11 protein-coding genes and 3 tRNA genes are annotated in these 14,923 nt (G+C 67.7%); 3 read left to right on the forward strand and 11 right to left on the reverse strand.

All coding sequences use genetic code 11. The features are described 5' to 3' along the window. Positions 1–45 precede the first annotated feature (45 nt). From LRM18_RS14290 to LRM18_RS14305, 4 genes are all read right to left on the reverse strand, one after another. Positions 46–2,154, reverse strand: coding sequence for a phospholipase C, phosphocholine-specific (locus tag LRM18_RS14290; RefSeq protein WP_270954862.1), 2,109 nt, complete (start codon positions 2,152–2,154; stop codon positions 46–48). 8 nt (positions 2,155–2,162) lie between these two features. After that, entirely contained in the window at positions 2,163–4,541 is a 2,379-nt protein-coding gene (locus tag LRM18_RS14295) for a TonB-dependent receptor (RefSeq protein ID WP_270954863.1), read from the reverse strand. 115 nt (positions 4,542–4,656) lie between these two features. Then, positions 4,657–5,583, reverse strand: coding sequence for a c-type cytochrome (locus LRM18_RS14300; protein ID WP_270954864.1), 927 nt, complete (start codon positions 5,581–5,583; stop codon positions 4,657–4,659). Continuing rightward, positions 5,580–6,926, reverse strand: a complete 1,347-nt coding sequence (locus LRM18_RS14305; protein ID WP_270954865.1) for a cytochrome c — start codon at positions 6,924–6,926, stop codon at positions 5,580–5,582. The genes LRM18_RS14300 and LRM18_RS14305 overlap by 4 nt, the downstream gene beginning before the upstream one ends. Before the next feature lie 185 nt (positions 6,927–7,111). Here LRM18_RS14305 and LRM18_RS14310 point away from each other — a divergent pair, with 185 nt between their 5' ends. Next, a complete protein-coding gene (locus LRM18_RS14310) occupies positions 7,112–8,230 on the forward strand; it encodes an alpha/beta fold hydrolase (RefSeq protein ID WP_064238141.1) in 1,119 nt (372 codons plus the stop codon). A gap of 81 nt (positions 8,231–8,311) precedes the next feature. Here the strand turns inward: LRM18_RS14310 and LRM18_RS14315 are convergent, their stop codons facing one another. Continuing rightward, positions 8,312–9,451: an MFS transporter gene (locus LRM18_RS14315; protein ID WP_057493845.1), complete on the reverse strand. Its 1,140-nt coding sequence runs from the start codon at positions 9,449–9,451 to the stop codon at positions 8,312–8,314. Between the two features lie 184 nt (positions 9,452–9,635). Between LRM18_RS14315 and LRM18_RS14320 the strand changes: the two genes are divergently transcribed. Next, complete coding sequence (locus tag LRM18_RS14320; RefSeq protein WP_270954866.1) at positions 9,636–10,331, forward strand: alpha/beta hydrolase; 696 nt, start codon at positions 9,636–9,638, stop codon at positions 10,329–10,331. An 82-nt stretch (positions 10,332–10,413) separates the two neighbouring features. Here the strand turns inward: LRM18_RS14320 and LRM18_RS14325 are convergent, their stop codons facing one another. Next, positions 10,414–11,115, reverse strand: a complete 702-nt coding sequence (locus LRM18_RS14325) for a pirin family protein (protein ID WP_049464791.1) — start codon at positions 11,113–11,115, stop codon at positions 10,414–10,416. Positions 11,116–11,255: 140 nt separating this feature from the next. Between LRM18_RS14325 and LRM18_RS14330 the strand changes: the two genes are divergently transcribed. Then, positions 11,256–12,176: a LysR family transcriptional regulator gene (locus LRM18_RS14330; protein ID WP_057493842.1), complete on the forward strand. Its 921-nt coding sequence runs from the start codon at positions 11,256–11,258 to the stop codon at positions 12,174–12,176. A gap of 686 nt (positions 12,177–12,862) precedes the next feature. Here the strand turns inward: LRM18_RS14330 and LRM18_RS14335 are convergent. The 5 genes from LRM18_RS14335 to thiD form a co-directional block, all read right to left on the reverse strand. Further along, positions 12,863–12,939: transfer RNA gene (locus LRM18_RS14335), tRNA-Arg, on the reverse strand. 32 nt (positions 12,940–12,971) lie between these two features. Next, positions 12,972–13,048 (reverse strand) — tRNA-Arg (locus LRM18_RS14340). A gap of 58 nt (positions 13,049–13,106) precedes the next feature. Continuing rightward, a tRNA-Arg gene (locus LRM18_RS14345) sits at positions 13,107–13,183 on the reverse strand. After that, on the reverse strand, positions 13,174–14,100 hold the full coding sequence (locus LRM18_RS14350) for an alpha/beta fold hydrolase (protein WP_270954867.1): 927 nt from the start codon (positions 14,098–14,100) through the stop codon (positions 13,174–13,176). Before LRM18_RS14350 ends, LRM18_RS14345 begins: the two co-directional genes overlap by 10 nt. Next, positions 14,097–14,906: a bifunctional hydroxymethylpyrimidine kinase/phosphomethylpyrimidine kinase gene (gene thiD, locus LRM18_RS14355; protein ID WP_049466353.1), complete on the reverse strand. Its 810-nt coding sequence runs from the start codon at positions 14,904–14,906 to the stop codon at positions 14,097–14,099. The genes LRM18_RS14350 and thiD overlap by 4 nt, the downstream gene beginning before the upstream one ends. Between the last annotated feature and the right edge of the window lie 17 nt (positions 14,907–14,923).

The raw sequence follows: 14,923 nt of genomic DNA on the forward strand, positions 1-14,923 counted from the left end.
GGGCGAGAAGCAGCCGAGCGTGGGCTCGGCTCTACAGGGGATTCCTCAATCGTGCTCGAACCGCAGCGGTTCGGCGCCCATCGCCGGGTCACTGGTGCCGGGGCGACCATCCTCGGCGCGGCCCGCCAGACGCAGCACACTCTCACCCGCGCTGACGCGCAGGTCGTACCAGCCTGCCGTGAGTGCCGCGTCCCAGGCCACCGTCGTTTCCGCGCGCGCCGGCAGTGCCAGCATCTGCTCTGGCATGTGCCCGGCATAGGCGCCAGCCTGCATGCGCAGCGGCTGTGCGCTGTCCTCCAGGTTGCGCAGGTGCAGCCGCAGTTGGCCATCCGCGTGATCAATCGACGCCTGCACGGCAGGCGTCCTGGCCGCACCCTGGAAGTGACGATGGAAGCCGTTCGGCCCAAGCAGCCACAGGTCATAGCGACCCTGGGCGTCCAGCGGCCAGCGCTCGCGCAGCGGCACGCCCGGGACCAGCGTGTAGCGGCGGGGCACCGCCTCCAGCCGCAGCCGGTCGTAGACGTGCAGTACGGCCGCCGCACCATCGCAGGACAGCGTCAGATCCACGCCCGAGGCGTCGACCGCCGCCAACGACGCCTGTGGGCGATAGGGCAGGGCACGCGCCGGGCGTACACCGCTTTCCTGTTTCGCCGGCTTCAGCCCCTCCGGCAGCGCGGGCACGGTGCGTCCCGGCAAAGCAGCAGCACGTGCCGCCACTGCGCTGACGTCCGGCAGGCCGCGGACGAACGGCCGGGTATCGCGCTGGGCAAAGTCGAAGGCGTTGCTGAGGTCGCCGCACACGGCGCGGCGCCACGGCGAGATATCCGGTGCCGCCACACCAAAGCGGCGTTCGATCAGTCGAATGACCGAGGTGTGGTCGTAGACCTGCGAATCGACCCAGCCGCCGCGGCTCCAGGGCGAGATCACGTACAGCGGCACGCGCGGACCCAGCCCATACGGGCGGCCGCGCAGCTCGGCGGCATCGTACTTCTCGTCTCCCGGTGCCGGATGGCGGTGGTACTCGCCCTCGGTGCTGACCGAAGACGTACCCGCCCAGCCAGTGCCCACTGGTGAAGGAGGAGCCGGCGGCGGCATGTGGTCGAAGAAGCCGTCGTTCTCGTCGAACATCAGCAGCAGGGCGGTGCGGCTCCACACCTGCGGATCGGCGGTCAGCGCATCCAGCACGCGCGCGGTATAGGCCGCGCCCTGGGCGGGGCTGGAGGGTCCCGGGTGCTCGCTGCCGGCCGCGTCGGCAATGATGAAGCTGACCTGCGGCAGGCGCCCGTCGATGACATCCTGGCGCAGCTGCGCCAGGCCACGCGTGCTGACCCCGCGTGCGCGCAGCTGCGGGTCATGCCCTGGCGCAGCGCGGTGGGCCTGGCGGAACGCCTCGAAGCCGGCCAGCGGGTTGTCGGTGAAGTTGTCGGCCATGTCCTGGTAGATCTGCCAGGACACGCCGGCGTTCTGCAGACGCTCGACATAGCTGGTCCAGCGGTACGACGCCGGGTGCCCACCCTGTTCGGGGAAGTTGTCGTGCGAGTTGGCGATCACCGGGCCACCGGCACGCGCGTGCGCGTCGTTGTGGCCGGTCCACAGGAACACCCGGTTCGGGTTGGTGCCCGCCTGCATCGCGCAGTGGTAGGCGTCGCAGATCGTGAAGGCATCGGCCAGCGCGAACTGGAACGGCAGGTCGCTGCGCTGGAAGTAGCCCATCGCGTGGTTCTGCTTGGCCTTCGGCCATTGCCCCATGCGCCCGTGGTCCCAGGCACGCTGTGCGTCGGGCCAGGTGTGCGGCGTGCCTTCCACCCGCATGTAGCCGAAGTGCGCGGCGGTATCCAGCGGGAACGGTGCGATCGCGCGCGTGCCGCTCGCATCGGGCTGCAGCCACAGGCTGCGGGTGCGGCCGCCGGCCTGCAGTGCCGGCGCCGGGGCCACGAAGCGATCGCCGAAACCACGTACCCCCGGCAGCGTGCCGAAGTAGTGGTCGAACGAACGGTTCTCCTGCATGAACACCACGATGTGCTGCAGGTCTTCCAGACTGCGGGTCTGCGCCGCAGGCGCGATCGCTGCGGCCCGGGCGATACTGGGCAGCAGCGGGGAAAGGCCGGCGGCAACGCCGGCCTGCAACAACCGGCGTCGGCCGATATCGGTCACGGGCTCACTCACAGGTCCACACGGAAGGAGATGCCGACGGTGCGCGGGGCGCCGATGAAGGCGTTGTCGCGGCCGTCCACCCCAGCAAGATACCGCTTGTCGGTCAGATTGCTCACCACCAGGTTGGCACCCATGCCCTTCAGCCGCGGCGACAGGCCCTGCAGGTCGACGCCGATGTTGGCGTTGAACACGGTGGCCGAAGGCAGCGTGTTGACGTTGGCGGCGTCGAGATAGCGCGTGCCCAGGTAACGGCCGGACAGGCCGAAGTTCCAGCTCTCGCCCTGCCAGTCCGCCGACAGGACGAGGGTCTGTTCGGGCTGGCCGATCACCTTGGCGCCGTCGACGATACCCAGCTGGGTATCACGCGCGGCATCGCCACTGCCCAGGTACTTGGAGCGGTTGTAGGTATAGGCGGCGTTGAGGCGCCAGCCGTTGTCCCAGCCATAGCCGAACGCCGCTTCCAGGCCGTTGCTTTCCACGCCGCCGAAGTTCTCGTAGACGCCGTCGGTCTCGCCCAGGTAGTCGATGCCGCTGACGAAGCCGGCCGGCAGGTAGACGATGCGGTTGTCGAACTTGATGTTGTACAGCGTGACCGAGGCCGTCAGCGGCCAGCGGCTGATGCGCATGCCCACTTCGATGTTGTCGGCGGTTTCCGGCTCGACGTTGCGGAAGCGCTGCGGGTCGGTCTCGCCGAGCACGCCGGAGGGAATGGCGGCGAAGTTCTGCGAGAAGCCCGCGAACAGCTCCATGCCTTCCACGCCCGGCGCCCAGGTGAAGCCGGTGGAGAGCAGCGGATCGGACCTGGAATCGGACGTCACGTGTTCGCTGGCGCCGATCACCCGGCGCCGCGACTGGTCGACGAAGAACTGCTTCACGCCCAGGCGCGCGCTGAACGGCCCGAAGCGGGCGACGTCCTCGACGTAGTACATCTGCTCGTCGACCTTGTACTTGTCTTCGAACTGCACCCAGTACGGCTGGTGGTCGAAGGCGATGTCCTGGCCGACGTTGAGCAGGCGGTGCCAGTCGCGGCGTGCCGATCGGTCCAGCTTCTCGACCCACAGGCCACCCCGGAGGGTGTTGTCGATCGCACCGAAGGTCTGCCGCCACTCGACGTCGGCGGTCACGCCCATGCGGTCATTGTCGTAGTGGGTGTGGCGGTAGGACTGCGCGCCCAGCACGTTGCCGGCATAGCAGTCCGGATCGTATTCGGCGGTGAAGCCCAGCCGCGGCGTGCAGTTGGCCAGGCGCTGCGCGGCGCTGCCGTCGGGATTGACGAAGAAGATCTGGCCACGATTGCTGCCGCCGTACACGGTCTTGCCACCGAGGTACTCTGACTCGGGACGGCCCGCACCGTCATCGCTGACCTGCGCCAGGTACGGTGGCAGCCAGTCGCCACGACCTTGCATGCGGTGTCCGTAAGCCGCCACCGAAGCCTTGAAGCCGTTGCCGGCATCGAAGGCCGCGCGCAGGTAGCCGAAGGTGTTCTCGCGCAGCGCGCGCGAGCCGGAGCGGTAGTTCTGGTCCAGGTAGGGAATGCCGGTGAGGGTGCCGACCAGGTTGTCGCGATCCGGATTGGTGGCGAAGCCGTTCGGCGACACACTGGTGTATTCCGGCTCGTCGGCGTCGTTGTAGGACAGGTAGCCGGTCAGCGTCCAACGGTCGAGTTCGGTGATGAACTTGCCGGCAATGTGGTCGTTGCTGGCCTTGCCGCTGCCGTCGATCCAGTCCTGCACGCGCGCCGACGAGGCGCTGACCCAGGCGCGGGTGTGGCCACCGAGCAGGCCGGTGTCGTACCGCACGTAGTACTTGCGCGCCTCGTTGTCACCGGCACCGACCACGAAGCGCAGGCGGCTGTCCTGCAGCGGGTCGCTGGTGAGGAAGTTGAGCGTGCCGCCGAGGGCCTCGTTCGAGCGCGAGGAGATATCGGCGGTGCCCTGGCTGACCTCCACGGTTTCCAGGTCGAGGGTGTCGATGTAGCGGTTGGCCAGCGAGCCGCCGCCATAGCCCGAGCCGCCGTTGGGCAGGCTGTCGATGGTGGTGCCGATCTGCTGGGTGTCGCGGTTGGTGACGAAGCCACGCATGCTGATCTGCGTGCCCCACACCGACGAGCCGGTGGCGTCGGCTTCGCTGACCACCACGCCAGGCACCTCGTTGAGCGCGTCGTTGACGCTGCTCATCACGGTCTGCCGGTTCAGCGTTTCCGCACGTACCGAAGTCTTGGCGTAGCTGGTGGCCTGGCCGATCACCTGCACCTGGTCGAGGGTGCGGGCCTCACTGCTGCGCGCTTCAGCGGCATCGCCCTGCGGTGCTTCAGCCAGGGCGTCCAGTGCGGGGGCGATCAGCAGGGCAAGCAGCGAGACACGGGGAAAGCGCGCAGACATTCGCATCGAGACCGGACCTTCAGGGGAGGGAAGCCCCGGAGTGTCGGCAGCGCCAATGACATCGGCATGACGTGACGATGCAGGAATCGTGTTGTGCGACGGCCGGCACCTGCGGCCTGCTTCAGTACCGCGCGTCCTTGGGTTTCGGGTCGCGTGGCCAATCCTTGCCCTTGTTGGCGAAGTCCGGCCGCGGCTGGTTGATGAAATAGCCGGCGATGTCCACCGCATCCTGGTCGGGCATCGCCTGCTGGCCCAGTGGCGGCTCGCGGGTCACCGCCGGTGGCATGTTGTGCTTGATGAAGCCGGCGGCCTTGTACAGGCGCGCCATGCCGGCGCCGATGTTGAAGCTGTGGTCGCCCCACAGCGGCGGGAAGGCGATGTCCCCGCTGGCGTCGCGCCGTCCTTCGCCGTTGTCGCCGTGGCAGGCAGCGCACTGCACGGCGTACAGCGCCTGGCCACGGACCGGGTCTGCGGTCAGCGTGCTGTCGATGGGCCCCTCACTGGGCGCGGCCACCGTTGCACCTTCTGGCACCGGACTGCTCAACCACGCCATGTAGTCGAGCATCGCGCGCATCTGCGGCGCGTCCTTCGGCAGCGGCTTGCCGTTCATCGAACGCTGCAGGCAGCCGTTGATGCGCTCGGGCAGCCCGATCACCTTGCCCGGGCGCGGCATGTAACGCGGATAGGCGCCGCCGCCGGTATTGAAGTAGTGATTGCCGAAAGGCCGCTTGCCCTCGGCCATGTGGCACGAGTTGCAGTTCAGATCGTTGCCGACGTTGTCCGGCAGCAGCCGCGCGGTCTCGTTGAGGATGCGCCGGCCGAGCATCACCGATCCGGCATTGTCCAGGCCGGCAATCTCGTCGGCGCTGGGCGCGGCGTAGTGGCCGACCCGTCTGCCTTGCGCATCAAGGGTATTGATCGTGGCGGCCACGGCAGCATCCAGGTCCGGATACAGATGACGGTAGGCGAGGGCACCGGCGCCGGCCAGCATCACCAGGGTGATCGCAGTGCCGGCCAGCAGGCGGGAACGCGTGCGCGAACGCTTCATTGTGCGGCCTCCTGCGGAACGTAGTGCACCGGCTTGTCGCGCACCACCCGGCGCATGCGCGCCACGTCGACCTCGCTCACAGCGCTGGCGTGGTTGCCCCAGCTGCTGCGGATGAAGGTCAGGATCTGCGCCAGCTGCGCGTTCGGCAGGTGCTCGAAGCCCGGCATGCTGAAGGCCATGCGATCGTTCGGGGTGTGCGGCGTGCGTCCGCCGGTCAGGGTCACCTGCACCAGCGAGCTGGGATCATCGGCGAACACGATCGAGTTGCCAGCCAGCGCCGGATAGACGCGGGGCATGCCGCGACCATCGGCGCGGTGGCAGGCCTGGCAGTGCTCGGCGTAGGCCAGCGAACCGGCAGCACGGTAGTCGCCACTGCGCAGCGCGGCGGTGGTGGTGTCGGTACCGGGCGACCACTGCGCACTGCGTCCCTCACGCGCCGGCAGCTGCTTGAGGTAGCGTGCCATCGCCAGCAGGTCGGCATCGGACAGGTACTGCGTGCTGTGCTCGACTACGTCGGCCATGCCACCGAAAGCCGCAGAGCGATCAGTGCGGCCGGTGCGCAGGAACTCGACGATCTCGCCCTCGCTCCAGCTGGCCAGGCCGGTCGATTCGTTACGCAGGTTCTTCGCGTACCAGCCTTCCAGCACCGAACCGGACAGGAACTGGCGGCTGCCATCATCGGCCATTGCCTTTTCCTGGAAGGCCAGGCCGCGTGGTGTGTGGCAGGCGCCGCAATGGGCCAGGCCTTCCACCAGTTCGGCACCACGCTGCTGGCCGGCATCCAGCGCCGGATCCGGGCTGAAGCTGCGCGGGCGTGCGAAGAACAGCTGCCACCAGGCCAGCGGCCAGCGCATGTTGGCCGGCCACGGAATCGTGCTGGCGGCGTTGTCCTGCCTCACGGGCTGCACCTCGGCCATGAAATAGGCATAGAGCGCCTTGATTTCGGTATCGCGGGCGATCACGTATGAGGCGTACGGCATCGCCGGATACAGCGGCTGGCCGTCGTGGCGGACGCCGCGGCGAACCGCACGCTCGAAGTCGGCGTAGTCGTAGGCACCGATGCCGGTATCCGGATCGGGGGTGATGTTGGTCGAGTAGATCGTGCCCATCGGCGTCTGCATGCCGAGGCCACCGGCGAACGGCCTGCCCCCCGGCGCGGTGTGGCACGCCGCGCAGTCGGCGGCGCGCGACAGATACCGCCCCTGCGCGATCAGCGCCGGATCGTGGATGTCGACCTGCGCGGTCTGCCGCGGTGCGAACCAGTGGGGCATGCTGCGGGCGATGCCATAGGCGGCGGCCAACGTCGCGGCCAGAGCGAGGGCAAGCTTGATCGAGGTGCGCATGGGTGCACTCTGGGCAAGCACGTGCGCGCGCTCATTGATTCCGATCAATGACTGAACGTGTACAGCTTGCGCGCGAAGCTGAATCATTGCTGCGCTGTCATCAAGCCGTCATCCGCGTGCGATAGATCGGGGGCGTATTGGGGCGTTACTGTCCGAGTCTGTCGGATTCCCCCCTATGACGTGCCATGAAGCGCCTGCTGCTGCTGTTGCTGGCGTGCGCCGGCCTGTGGCTGGCTGCATGCTCCTCCTCGATCAATGCCTCGTCCACCTCGCTCGCCGATCGGCTGATTGCGCCAGGTGGCGTCTCGACCCTGCTTGATCGCCCGCGCATCGCTGCGGCCATCGCCGCATTGCCCAACCGCCACGGATTCGCAGCGGGCCGCGATGGCGTGCCGATCTTCTGGCGCGTGTTCGATCCCGGCGATTACGGCGCGCGCTACCACTACCTGCCGCAGCGCCACGAGAACGGCCTGCCATTGGATACCGGGCTGAGCCTGGCCGTGCCGAAGCCCTTCCGCGCGCAGGCGCCGCGTGGCACCGTAGTGCTGCTGCACGGGTGGATGATGAACGGCGATTCGATGCTGCCATGGTCGCTGCAGCTGGCGGAATCCGGCTATCGCGTGGTCACCCTCGACCTGCGCAACCACGGCCAGTCCGGTGCGGGACCGTCCGGCTATGGCACCTACGAATCGGATGACGTCGTCGATGTGATCGGCGCGCTGCGTAGGCGCGGCGAAGTGATCGGGCCGCTGTACCTGTTCGGCGTGTCCTACGGCGCCGCCACGGCCGTGTTCACCGCCGACAAGCTCGGCGACCAGGTGGCCGGCGTGGTGGCGATGGAGTCATTCGCCAATGCCGGCGTGGCGATCCGCACGATGATCCCGCACCTGATGGGGTTGCAGCCGGACGGACTGAAAGCGCAGGCGATGGCGTCGTACGCGCGCTGGCGCTATGGCGGTCAGGACATCAACCAGGTGATTGCTGCGGCCAGCCGCCGCATCGACGTCGATCTGGACCGCGTGGACGTCGCGCGTGCGCTGGCCGATACCCGCGCCTGCGTGCTGCTGCTGCATGGACAGGGCGACCAGCACATTCCGGTCAGCCAGGGCCGCGCGCTCGCCCAGGCCAACCCGCGCGCGCACTACATCGAGATGCGCGGCGAGGACCACATCACCCTGCCGCTGCGGCTGGACCTGCTGGCCGGAGTGGTCGATGACTGGATGGCGCGCGACGCGCACCCTCCGCACAGTGCCTGCCCGGCCCCACAGCTGCCGGCCCAGGCCGAGTGGCTGACGCGAAGCTGAAAAAAGGGGACGGAGGGGATTAAGTCGCATCTGCCACAGGTGTGCTGCAAACGACTTAATCCCCTCCGTCCCCTTTTTCTGTCAGGGCAGTCGGTGTGCCAGGGAACGCGCGGAGGCGGCGACGCCGAGCAGGAGTGCTGCTACGCACAGGAAGGCGAAGCCCAGGCTGGTCGCATGCGCCAGGGCACCGATTGCCGCCGGGCCGGCGAGGATGCCGGCGTAACCCAGTGTGGTGACTGCGGTGATGGCAATGCTCTCCGGCATTACCCGCTGCTGGCCCGCCATCGAGAACAGGGCCGGCACGATGTTGGCACAGCCCAGGCCGACCAGCACGTAGCCCACCAGCGCCACCGCGTACGACGGGACCAGCGTCGCCAGCGTGAACCCCGCCGCCGCCGTGATGCCGCCGAAGACCATCGTGCGGGTCCGGCCAAGGCGTTCGACGATGCCGTCGCCGAACAGGCGCATCGCCGTCATCGCCAGGGTGAACAGTGCGAAGCCAGCGCCGGCCTGATCGCGCGGCACCTGGCGTACCTCGGCCAGGAACACCGCGCTCCAGTCCAGCATCGAGCCCTCGGCAAGGAACACCACGAAGGCCAGCACGCCGATGAACAACACCACGCCGTGCGGCAGCGCCAGCAGAGGTCCCTCGTGCAGGATGCGTTGCGGACGCCAGTGCGGCGCCGACAGCACCGCGACCAGCAACAGCGCCGCCACCGAAAGCAGCGCGGCCAGCCACAGCGGCGTGCCCAGGATCAGCAGGCCGGTCATGCACCCGGCGCCGACGAATCCGCCGATGCTGTAGAAGGCGTGGAAACCGGACATCATCGCGCGCCCTGCATCGCGCTCGACCGCCACGGCCTGCATGTTCACCGTGCAGTCCATCGCGCCCACACCGGCGCCGAACAGGAACAGGGCGGCGCCCAGCGCAAGCGGCGAGGGCGCCAGTGCCAGCAATGGCAGTGCCAGCAGCACCGCTGCACAGCTGGCCACCAGCAGGCGCCGGCAGCCCAGTCGCCCGGTCAGCGCACCGGCCAGCGGCATTGCCAGCAACGAGCCCAGGCCGAGGCAGAGCAGCACCGCGCCCAGGCTGGCATCGCTCAGCCCGGCCTTGGCCTTGGCATAGGGCACCATCGGCGCCCAGGCAGCGGTGGCGAATCCGGGAATGAAGAAGGCGGCGCGGGTGGCGTGCTGCTGGGCACGTGGGGATGAAGGCGTCATGCGCGGTGCGAAGCTCCAGGGAGCCTCAATGAAAACGTTTTCAGATAGCCTCGGCAAGTGCCATGGGTGACATCCGGCGACGCATACGATTGCAGTGGGCCCGCAGCGTCACTGGTGATTAACCTCGCGCACGCACAGTGGCCGCACGGCCGGCATCCCGCCGGCCGCTGCCGGAGACCTGTACATGAGCACGACACCGACCATCCTCCTCGCCCATGGATTCTGGGGCGGGGCGGCACACTGGGCCAAAGTGATCCTGGAACTGCATCGCAACGGCCACGACCGCGTGCAGGCGGTGGAACTGCCGCTTACCTCGCTGGCCGACGACGCGGGGCGCACGCAGAAGATGATCCGGCAGGTCGATGGACCGGTGCTGCTGGTCGGCCACTCCTATGGTGGCGCGGTGATCAGCCAGGCCGGCAACGAGGACAACGTCAAGGGATTGGTCTACATCGCGGCCTTCGCGCCTGATGCCGGCGAGAGCCCGGGTGGCATCACCCAGCAACACCTGCCGGAGGCGGCACAGAACCTGGCGCCGGACAGCGATGGCTATCTGTGGCTGCGTGCAGACAGGTTCCACGAGAGCTTCTGCCAGGACCTGAGTGACGACGAAGGCCGGGTGATGGCGGTGACCCAGAAGGCGCCGCTGGCCAGCACGTTCGGCGATGCGGTCAGCAATCCGGCCTGGAAGCACAAGCCCAGCTGGTACCAGCTGTCCCGCCAGGACCGCATGATCGCACCGCAGAACCAGAAGGCGATGGCCGCGCGGATGCAGCCCAAGCGCCTGCTCGAGCTGGATGCCAGCCATGCCTCGCTGGCCTCGCAGCCGAAGGAAGTGACCGCGCTGATCCTGGAAGCCAGCGCTGCCATCGCTGGCTGAGGCTGCTTCTGCACAGCGCCGAGCGAGCGCCGGCGCAGCACGAAAGCGCCCGCGATGCACGGAGGCACCGCGGGCGTTGTGGTTACAGCGGCAGGTCGAACACCAGCACTTCGGCGTCGTTGCCGTTTTCCAGGGTCAGCTGGGCTTCGTCGCTGACCTGCAGTGCATCACCGGCTTCCAGGGTGATGCCGTTGACCTGCAGCTGGCCACGCGCCACCTGCACATAGGCGCCACGCCCGTTGCCGAGCGCATGGTGCAGCTTCTGGCCGCCATCGAGGATGGTGGCGAAGATGCGGGCGTCCTGGTGGATGCGCAGCGAACCGTCGGCACCGTCCGGCGAAGCGATCAGTCGCAGTTGTCCACGCTTGCTGTCCGGCGGGAAGTGGGTCTCCTCGTACGACGGGGTGATGTTCTCGCTGTCCGGGAAGATCCAGATCTGCAGGAAGTGCACCGTCTCGTCGGCCGAGTGGTTGAACTCGCTGTGGGTGACGCCGCTGCCGGCGCTCATGCGCTGCACGTCGCCGTAGCGCAGCACCGAGCCGGTGCCCATCGAGTCCTTGTGTTCCAGCGCACCGCCCAGCACGTAGGAAATGATCTCCATGTTGCTGTGACCGTGGGTACCGAAGCCCTGGCCGCCGATCACCTTGTCTTCGTTGATGACACGCAGCGGGCCGAAGCTGACGTAGCGGGGGTCGTAGTAGTTCGCGAAGGAGAAGGTATGGCGCGACGACAGCCAGCCATGCTCGGCCAGGCCACGGGTAGCGCTCTTGCGGATCTGCAGCATGATGGAATCTCCTTGTTCGATGGTTTCGATGGGGCGGGGTGGGCCGGAAGCCTGCGTGTTTCCCCGTTGGAGAGAAGTATCCGCTTGCGCCGCGGGTTTGAAAAACGGATAGTTTTGACAGCCATCATCGAAAAATTCGAATGCTCAAGCTCAGCCTCGATGCCCTGCAGATACTGGATGCCATCGACCGCCGCGGATCGTTTGCCGGTGCCGGCAAGGCGTTGCACAAGGTGCCTTCGACCATCTCCTATACCGTGGCCAAGCTGGAGGAAGACCTGGGTGTCCAGCTGTTCGACCGCGTTGGCCCGCGCGCCGAGCCGACCGAGGCCGGCCGCGCGCTGCTGGACGAAGGCCGGCACCTGCTGCGTGCGGCCCGCGAGCTGGAGCTGCGGGTGCGCCGGGTCGCGTCGGGCTGGGAGACCGAGCTGACCCTGGCGGTGGATTCGGTGTTCCCGACCTGGCTGCTCGGCCCGGATATCGCCGCATTTCGACAGGCCGAGGCGCCGACCCGGTTGCGACTGATCGGCGAGGCGCTGTCCGGCACCTGGGAGGCCCTGCTGGACCGGCGTGCCGACCTGCTGGTCGGTGCGCCTGGCGAGGGACCCAGTGGCGGCGGTTACGTGGTGGAGCCCCTGGGCACGGTGGCGTTCGTGTTCGCCGTCGCGCCCGAGCATCCCTTGGCCGCGGTGCCCGGCGTGCTCGGTCGCGAGCAGCTGGCCGAGCACTGTGCGATCGCCGTTTCCGATTCCGCGCGCAGATTGCTGCCGCGCACCGTTGGACTGTTGATGGGGCAGGAGATGCTGACGGTGCCGGACATGGCCAGCAAGCTGAAGCTGCAGTGCGAAGGCGTGGGCTTCGGTTTCCTGCCCGAGCCCTGTGCACGCGCCGCAGTGGCGCGCGGCCAGCTGGTGATCCGTGAGGTGGAGGAACACAAGCCGGAGGAGACGTTCTGGCTGGCCTGGCGCACCGGTGAGGAGGGCGCTGCCCTGCGCTGGTGGCGGGAGCGCCTGCGCAGGCCGGAGCTGCTGTCGGAGTGGTGGCAGGCGATGGCCAGGGGGTAGGGGTTTGGCAGGGCTGCGCCCTGCACCCGCCGTAGTGCCGGCCGCTGGCCGGCAACATTCGAAGCAACAGCAACAGCAGAAGCTGGTTTCCTGAGGGATGGCGGGGTGGGGCCGGTTGCGGGAGACGCCGTAAACCCGTCCATGGGGGGCTTGCTCGTGTGCGCTTTCCTGCGCACACGGCAAGACCGGGGTTGGGCGTCCCGCCCAACCCGCCCGAGGCATGCCTCGGGCCCATGCCGCGGACACTCCCGCAACCGGACCCACCCCGCCTTCGACAGTTTTCCGCGATCTGTCGGAACGGCGTACTGCTCTGGTAGGTGTCGACCTTGGTCGGCACGGTAGATCCACGCCATGCGTGGATGCTTTTCGATCTCGATTCGAAATATTCGATTCCGATGGAGATTCATCCACGCATGGCGTAGATCCATCAGATCGCGGAAATCTGTCAGAGGTGGGGCGGCATGGACAGGCAGGACCGTTGGCGGCATGGATGCCGCCATCGAGCCCCCATGGATGGGTTTACGGCGTGTCCTGCCTGTCCATGCCGCCCTGCCAACCCACGGAATGCCAGCTTTTGCTGTTGAGGTTGCCGGCCAGCGGCCGGCACTACCAGGGGTGCAGGGCGCCGCCCTGCCGAAGAACACACATAAAAAAACAGCAGGCCGAGGCCTGCTGTTTCGGTGTAATGGTGCGCCCGGAGAGATTCGAACTCCCGACCGCCTGGTTCGTAGCCAGGTACTCTATCCAACTGAGCTACGGGCGCCAATTACATAAACTTGTTGTGTTGACTGTGTATGGTGCGCCCGGAGAGATTCGAACTCCCGACCGCCTGGTTCGTAGCCAGGTACTCTATCCAACTGAGCTACGGGCGCGCGGTACACAATCAAATTTTAAAGCATTTCCAGCGGCGGATGCTGAAAACCTGTCGAGTGGTGCGCCCGGAGAGATTCGAACTCCCGACCGCCTGGTTCGTAGCCAGGTACTCTATCCAACTGAGCTACGGGCGCCCTGCGACAGGAGCGGAATTATGCGGATGTCGGCGCGGACCGTCAACAGTTTTGTGAAAATTTTCATCCAACTGAATGAAAAAGAGGTCAGCCACAGCGTCCGGGGCTTTCAGCCACGCGAAATGATCGGCGCGCGTGCCCAGCTCCTGCGCCGACAGCACGCACAGTTGTGCGTCCACGTTCGGCAGCTTCGCCAGCAACGCCTGCATCGACCCGGTCGGCGCCAGCCAGTCGTGTTCCATCAGCACCGCCTGCGCGCTGCCGCGCACGCGCGCCATCTGCGCATCGAGATCCTCATCCATGCCGACCGCGGCGTAGTGGTTGTTCAGGCCCACGCGCGCCCAGTCGGCGATCAGTCCGCGTGCTTCGGTGCCACCAAAGCCAAGTCGGCGCCCGTGCAGCACGCCCTGGCGCTGTGCGATCCACGGCAGAAAGCGGTAGACCAGCGGCAGCAGCCAGCCGCGTGGTGGCGGAAAGCCGCGCCAGAACGGCGAGCCGCTGGCCGCCAGCCACAGCCGGTGGAAGTGCTTCGGATTGCGCCCGGCGTGCACGCAGGCCAGCTGACCGCCGAGGCTGTGGCCGCCGATGATCCAGGGCAGGGCGCCGCCCTCGTGATCGGCGGCGGCCAGGATCGCCTGGCTTCCCGGCAGATCCTGTTCAAGTACTTCGCGGTATCCCCAGTCCTGCGTGCGCGATGGGCGCAGCGAACTGCTGCCATTGCCGCGCCACTCATGCAGGTATACCGCCACGCCCCTGGCTGCCAGCGCCAATGCCAGCGGCAGGTAATGGCGTGCAGCCACGCCCAGCGCCGGCAGCCACAGCAGGCGCGCGAGCGGCTGCGCAGGCACGCAGGCAATCACCTCGTAGCGGTGGCCGTCGTCGCACTGCACGGCGAGGTTGCGCGGCGCCAGGTTCATGCGTGCGGCGCCGCGCCGAAGTGATCGAGGACCAGGACCTCGCTGCGGCCGGGGGCATGGCCCTGCTGCAGGCCGCGCGCAACGTAGTCGATGCCGGCTTCGCAGGCGTTGGCCAGGCTCAGGCCGTTGCACAGCTGCGCGGCGATGGCCGAGGCCAGTGTGCAGCCGGTGCCATGTGCATCCAGCGGCAGGCGGGCGTGGATGAATTCTTCGCTGCTGACGCCGTCGAAGTAACGGTCGATCACACGATGGCCTTCCAGCAGGTGTCCGCCCTTGAGAAGTACGGCACCGGCACCGAGGTCGAGCAGGTCGGAGGCCGCCCGTTCGGCATCATCGCCATTGCTGATCTTCCGGCCCACCAGCAGTTCCGCCTCCGGTGTGTTCGGGGTCACCAGCGTGGCCAAGGGAATCAGGCGTTCGCGCATCGCCTGCAGGGCATTGTCTTCCAGCAGGCGTGCGCCGCTGGTGGCGACCATCACCGGGTCCAGCACCACGTGCGGCGGCCGATGCTGCTCCAGTGCATCGGCGACGGTGTGGATCACTTCGGCGTTGGCCAGCATGCCCAGCTTCACCGCGTGGATGTCGAAGTCGTCGAAGCAGGCCTCCAGCTGCGCGCGCAGGAAACCGACCGGTGGCACATGCACGGCGATGACGCCGCGGGTGTTCTGCGCGGTCAGCGCGGCGATCGCGGAAAGACCGTGCACGCGATGGGCAGCGAAGGTCTTCAGGTCGGCCTGGATGCCCGCGCCACCGCCGGAGTCGGAACCGGCGATGGTCAGGGCGGAAACGGGCGTGGTCGGGCTCATCCAGCGATTGTGCCGTG

Origin of the sequence: Stenotrophomonas sp. PI_27, from assembly GCF_027854495.1 — a bacterium.
GTDB lineage: Bacteria > Pseudomonadota > Gammaproteobacteria > Xanthomonadales > Xanthomonadaceae > Stenotrophomonas > Stenotrophomonas pavanii.

Excerpts from the sequence above, each read along its gene's own strand:
- LRM18_RS14300 (WP_270954864.1), bottom strand. The coding sequence starts at position 5,583 with ATGAAGCGTTCGCGCACGCGTTCCCGCCTGCTGGCCGGCACTGCGATC.
- LRM18_RS14295 (WP_270954863.1), bottom strand. The coding sequence starts at position 4,541 with ATGCGAATGTCTGCGCGCTTTCCCCGTGTCTCGCTGCTTGCCCTGCTG.
- LRM18_RS14310 (WP_064238141.1), top strand. The coding sequence starts at position 7,112 with ATGAAGCGCCTGCTGCTGCTGTTGCTGGCGTGCGCCGGCCTGTGGCTG.
- LRM18_RS14350 (WP_270954867.1), bottom strand. The coding sequence starts at position 14,100 with ATGAACCTGGCGCCGCGCAACCTCGCCGTGCAGTGCGACGACGGCCAC.
- LRM18_RS14320 (WP_270954866.1), top strand. The coding sequence starts at position 9,636 with ATGAGCACGACACCGACCATCCTCCTCGCCCATGGATTCTGGGGCGGG.
- thiD (WP_049466353.1), bottom strand. The coding sequence starts at position 14,906 with ATGAGCCCGACCACGCCCGTTTCCGCCCTGACCATCGCCGGTTCCGAC.
- LRM18_RS14330 (WP_057493842.1), top strand. The coding sequence starts at position 11,256 with ATGCTCAAGCTCAGCCTCGATGCCCTGCAGATACTGGATGCCATCGAC.
- LRM18_RS14315 (WP_057493845.1), bottom strand. The coding sequence starts at position 9,451 with ATGACGCCTTCATCCCCACGTGCCCAGCAGCACGCCACCCGCGCCGCC.
- LRM18_RS14325 (WP_049464791.1), bottom strand. The coding sequence starts at position 11,115 with ATGCTGCAGATCCGCAAGAGCGCTACCCGTGGCCTGGCCGAGCATGGC.
- LRM18_RS14305 (WP_270954865.1), bottom strand. The coding sequence starts at position 6,926 with ATGCGCACCTCGATCAAGCTTGCCCTCGCTCTGGCCGCGACGTTGGCC.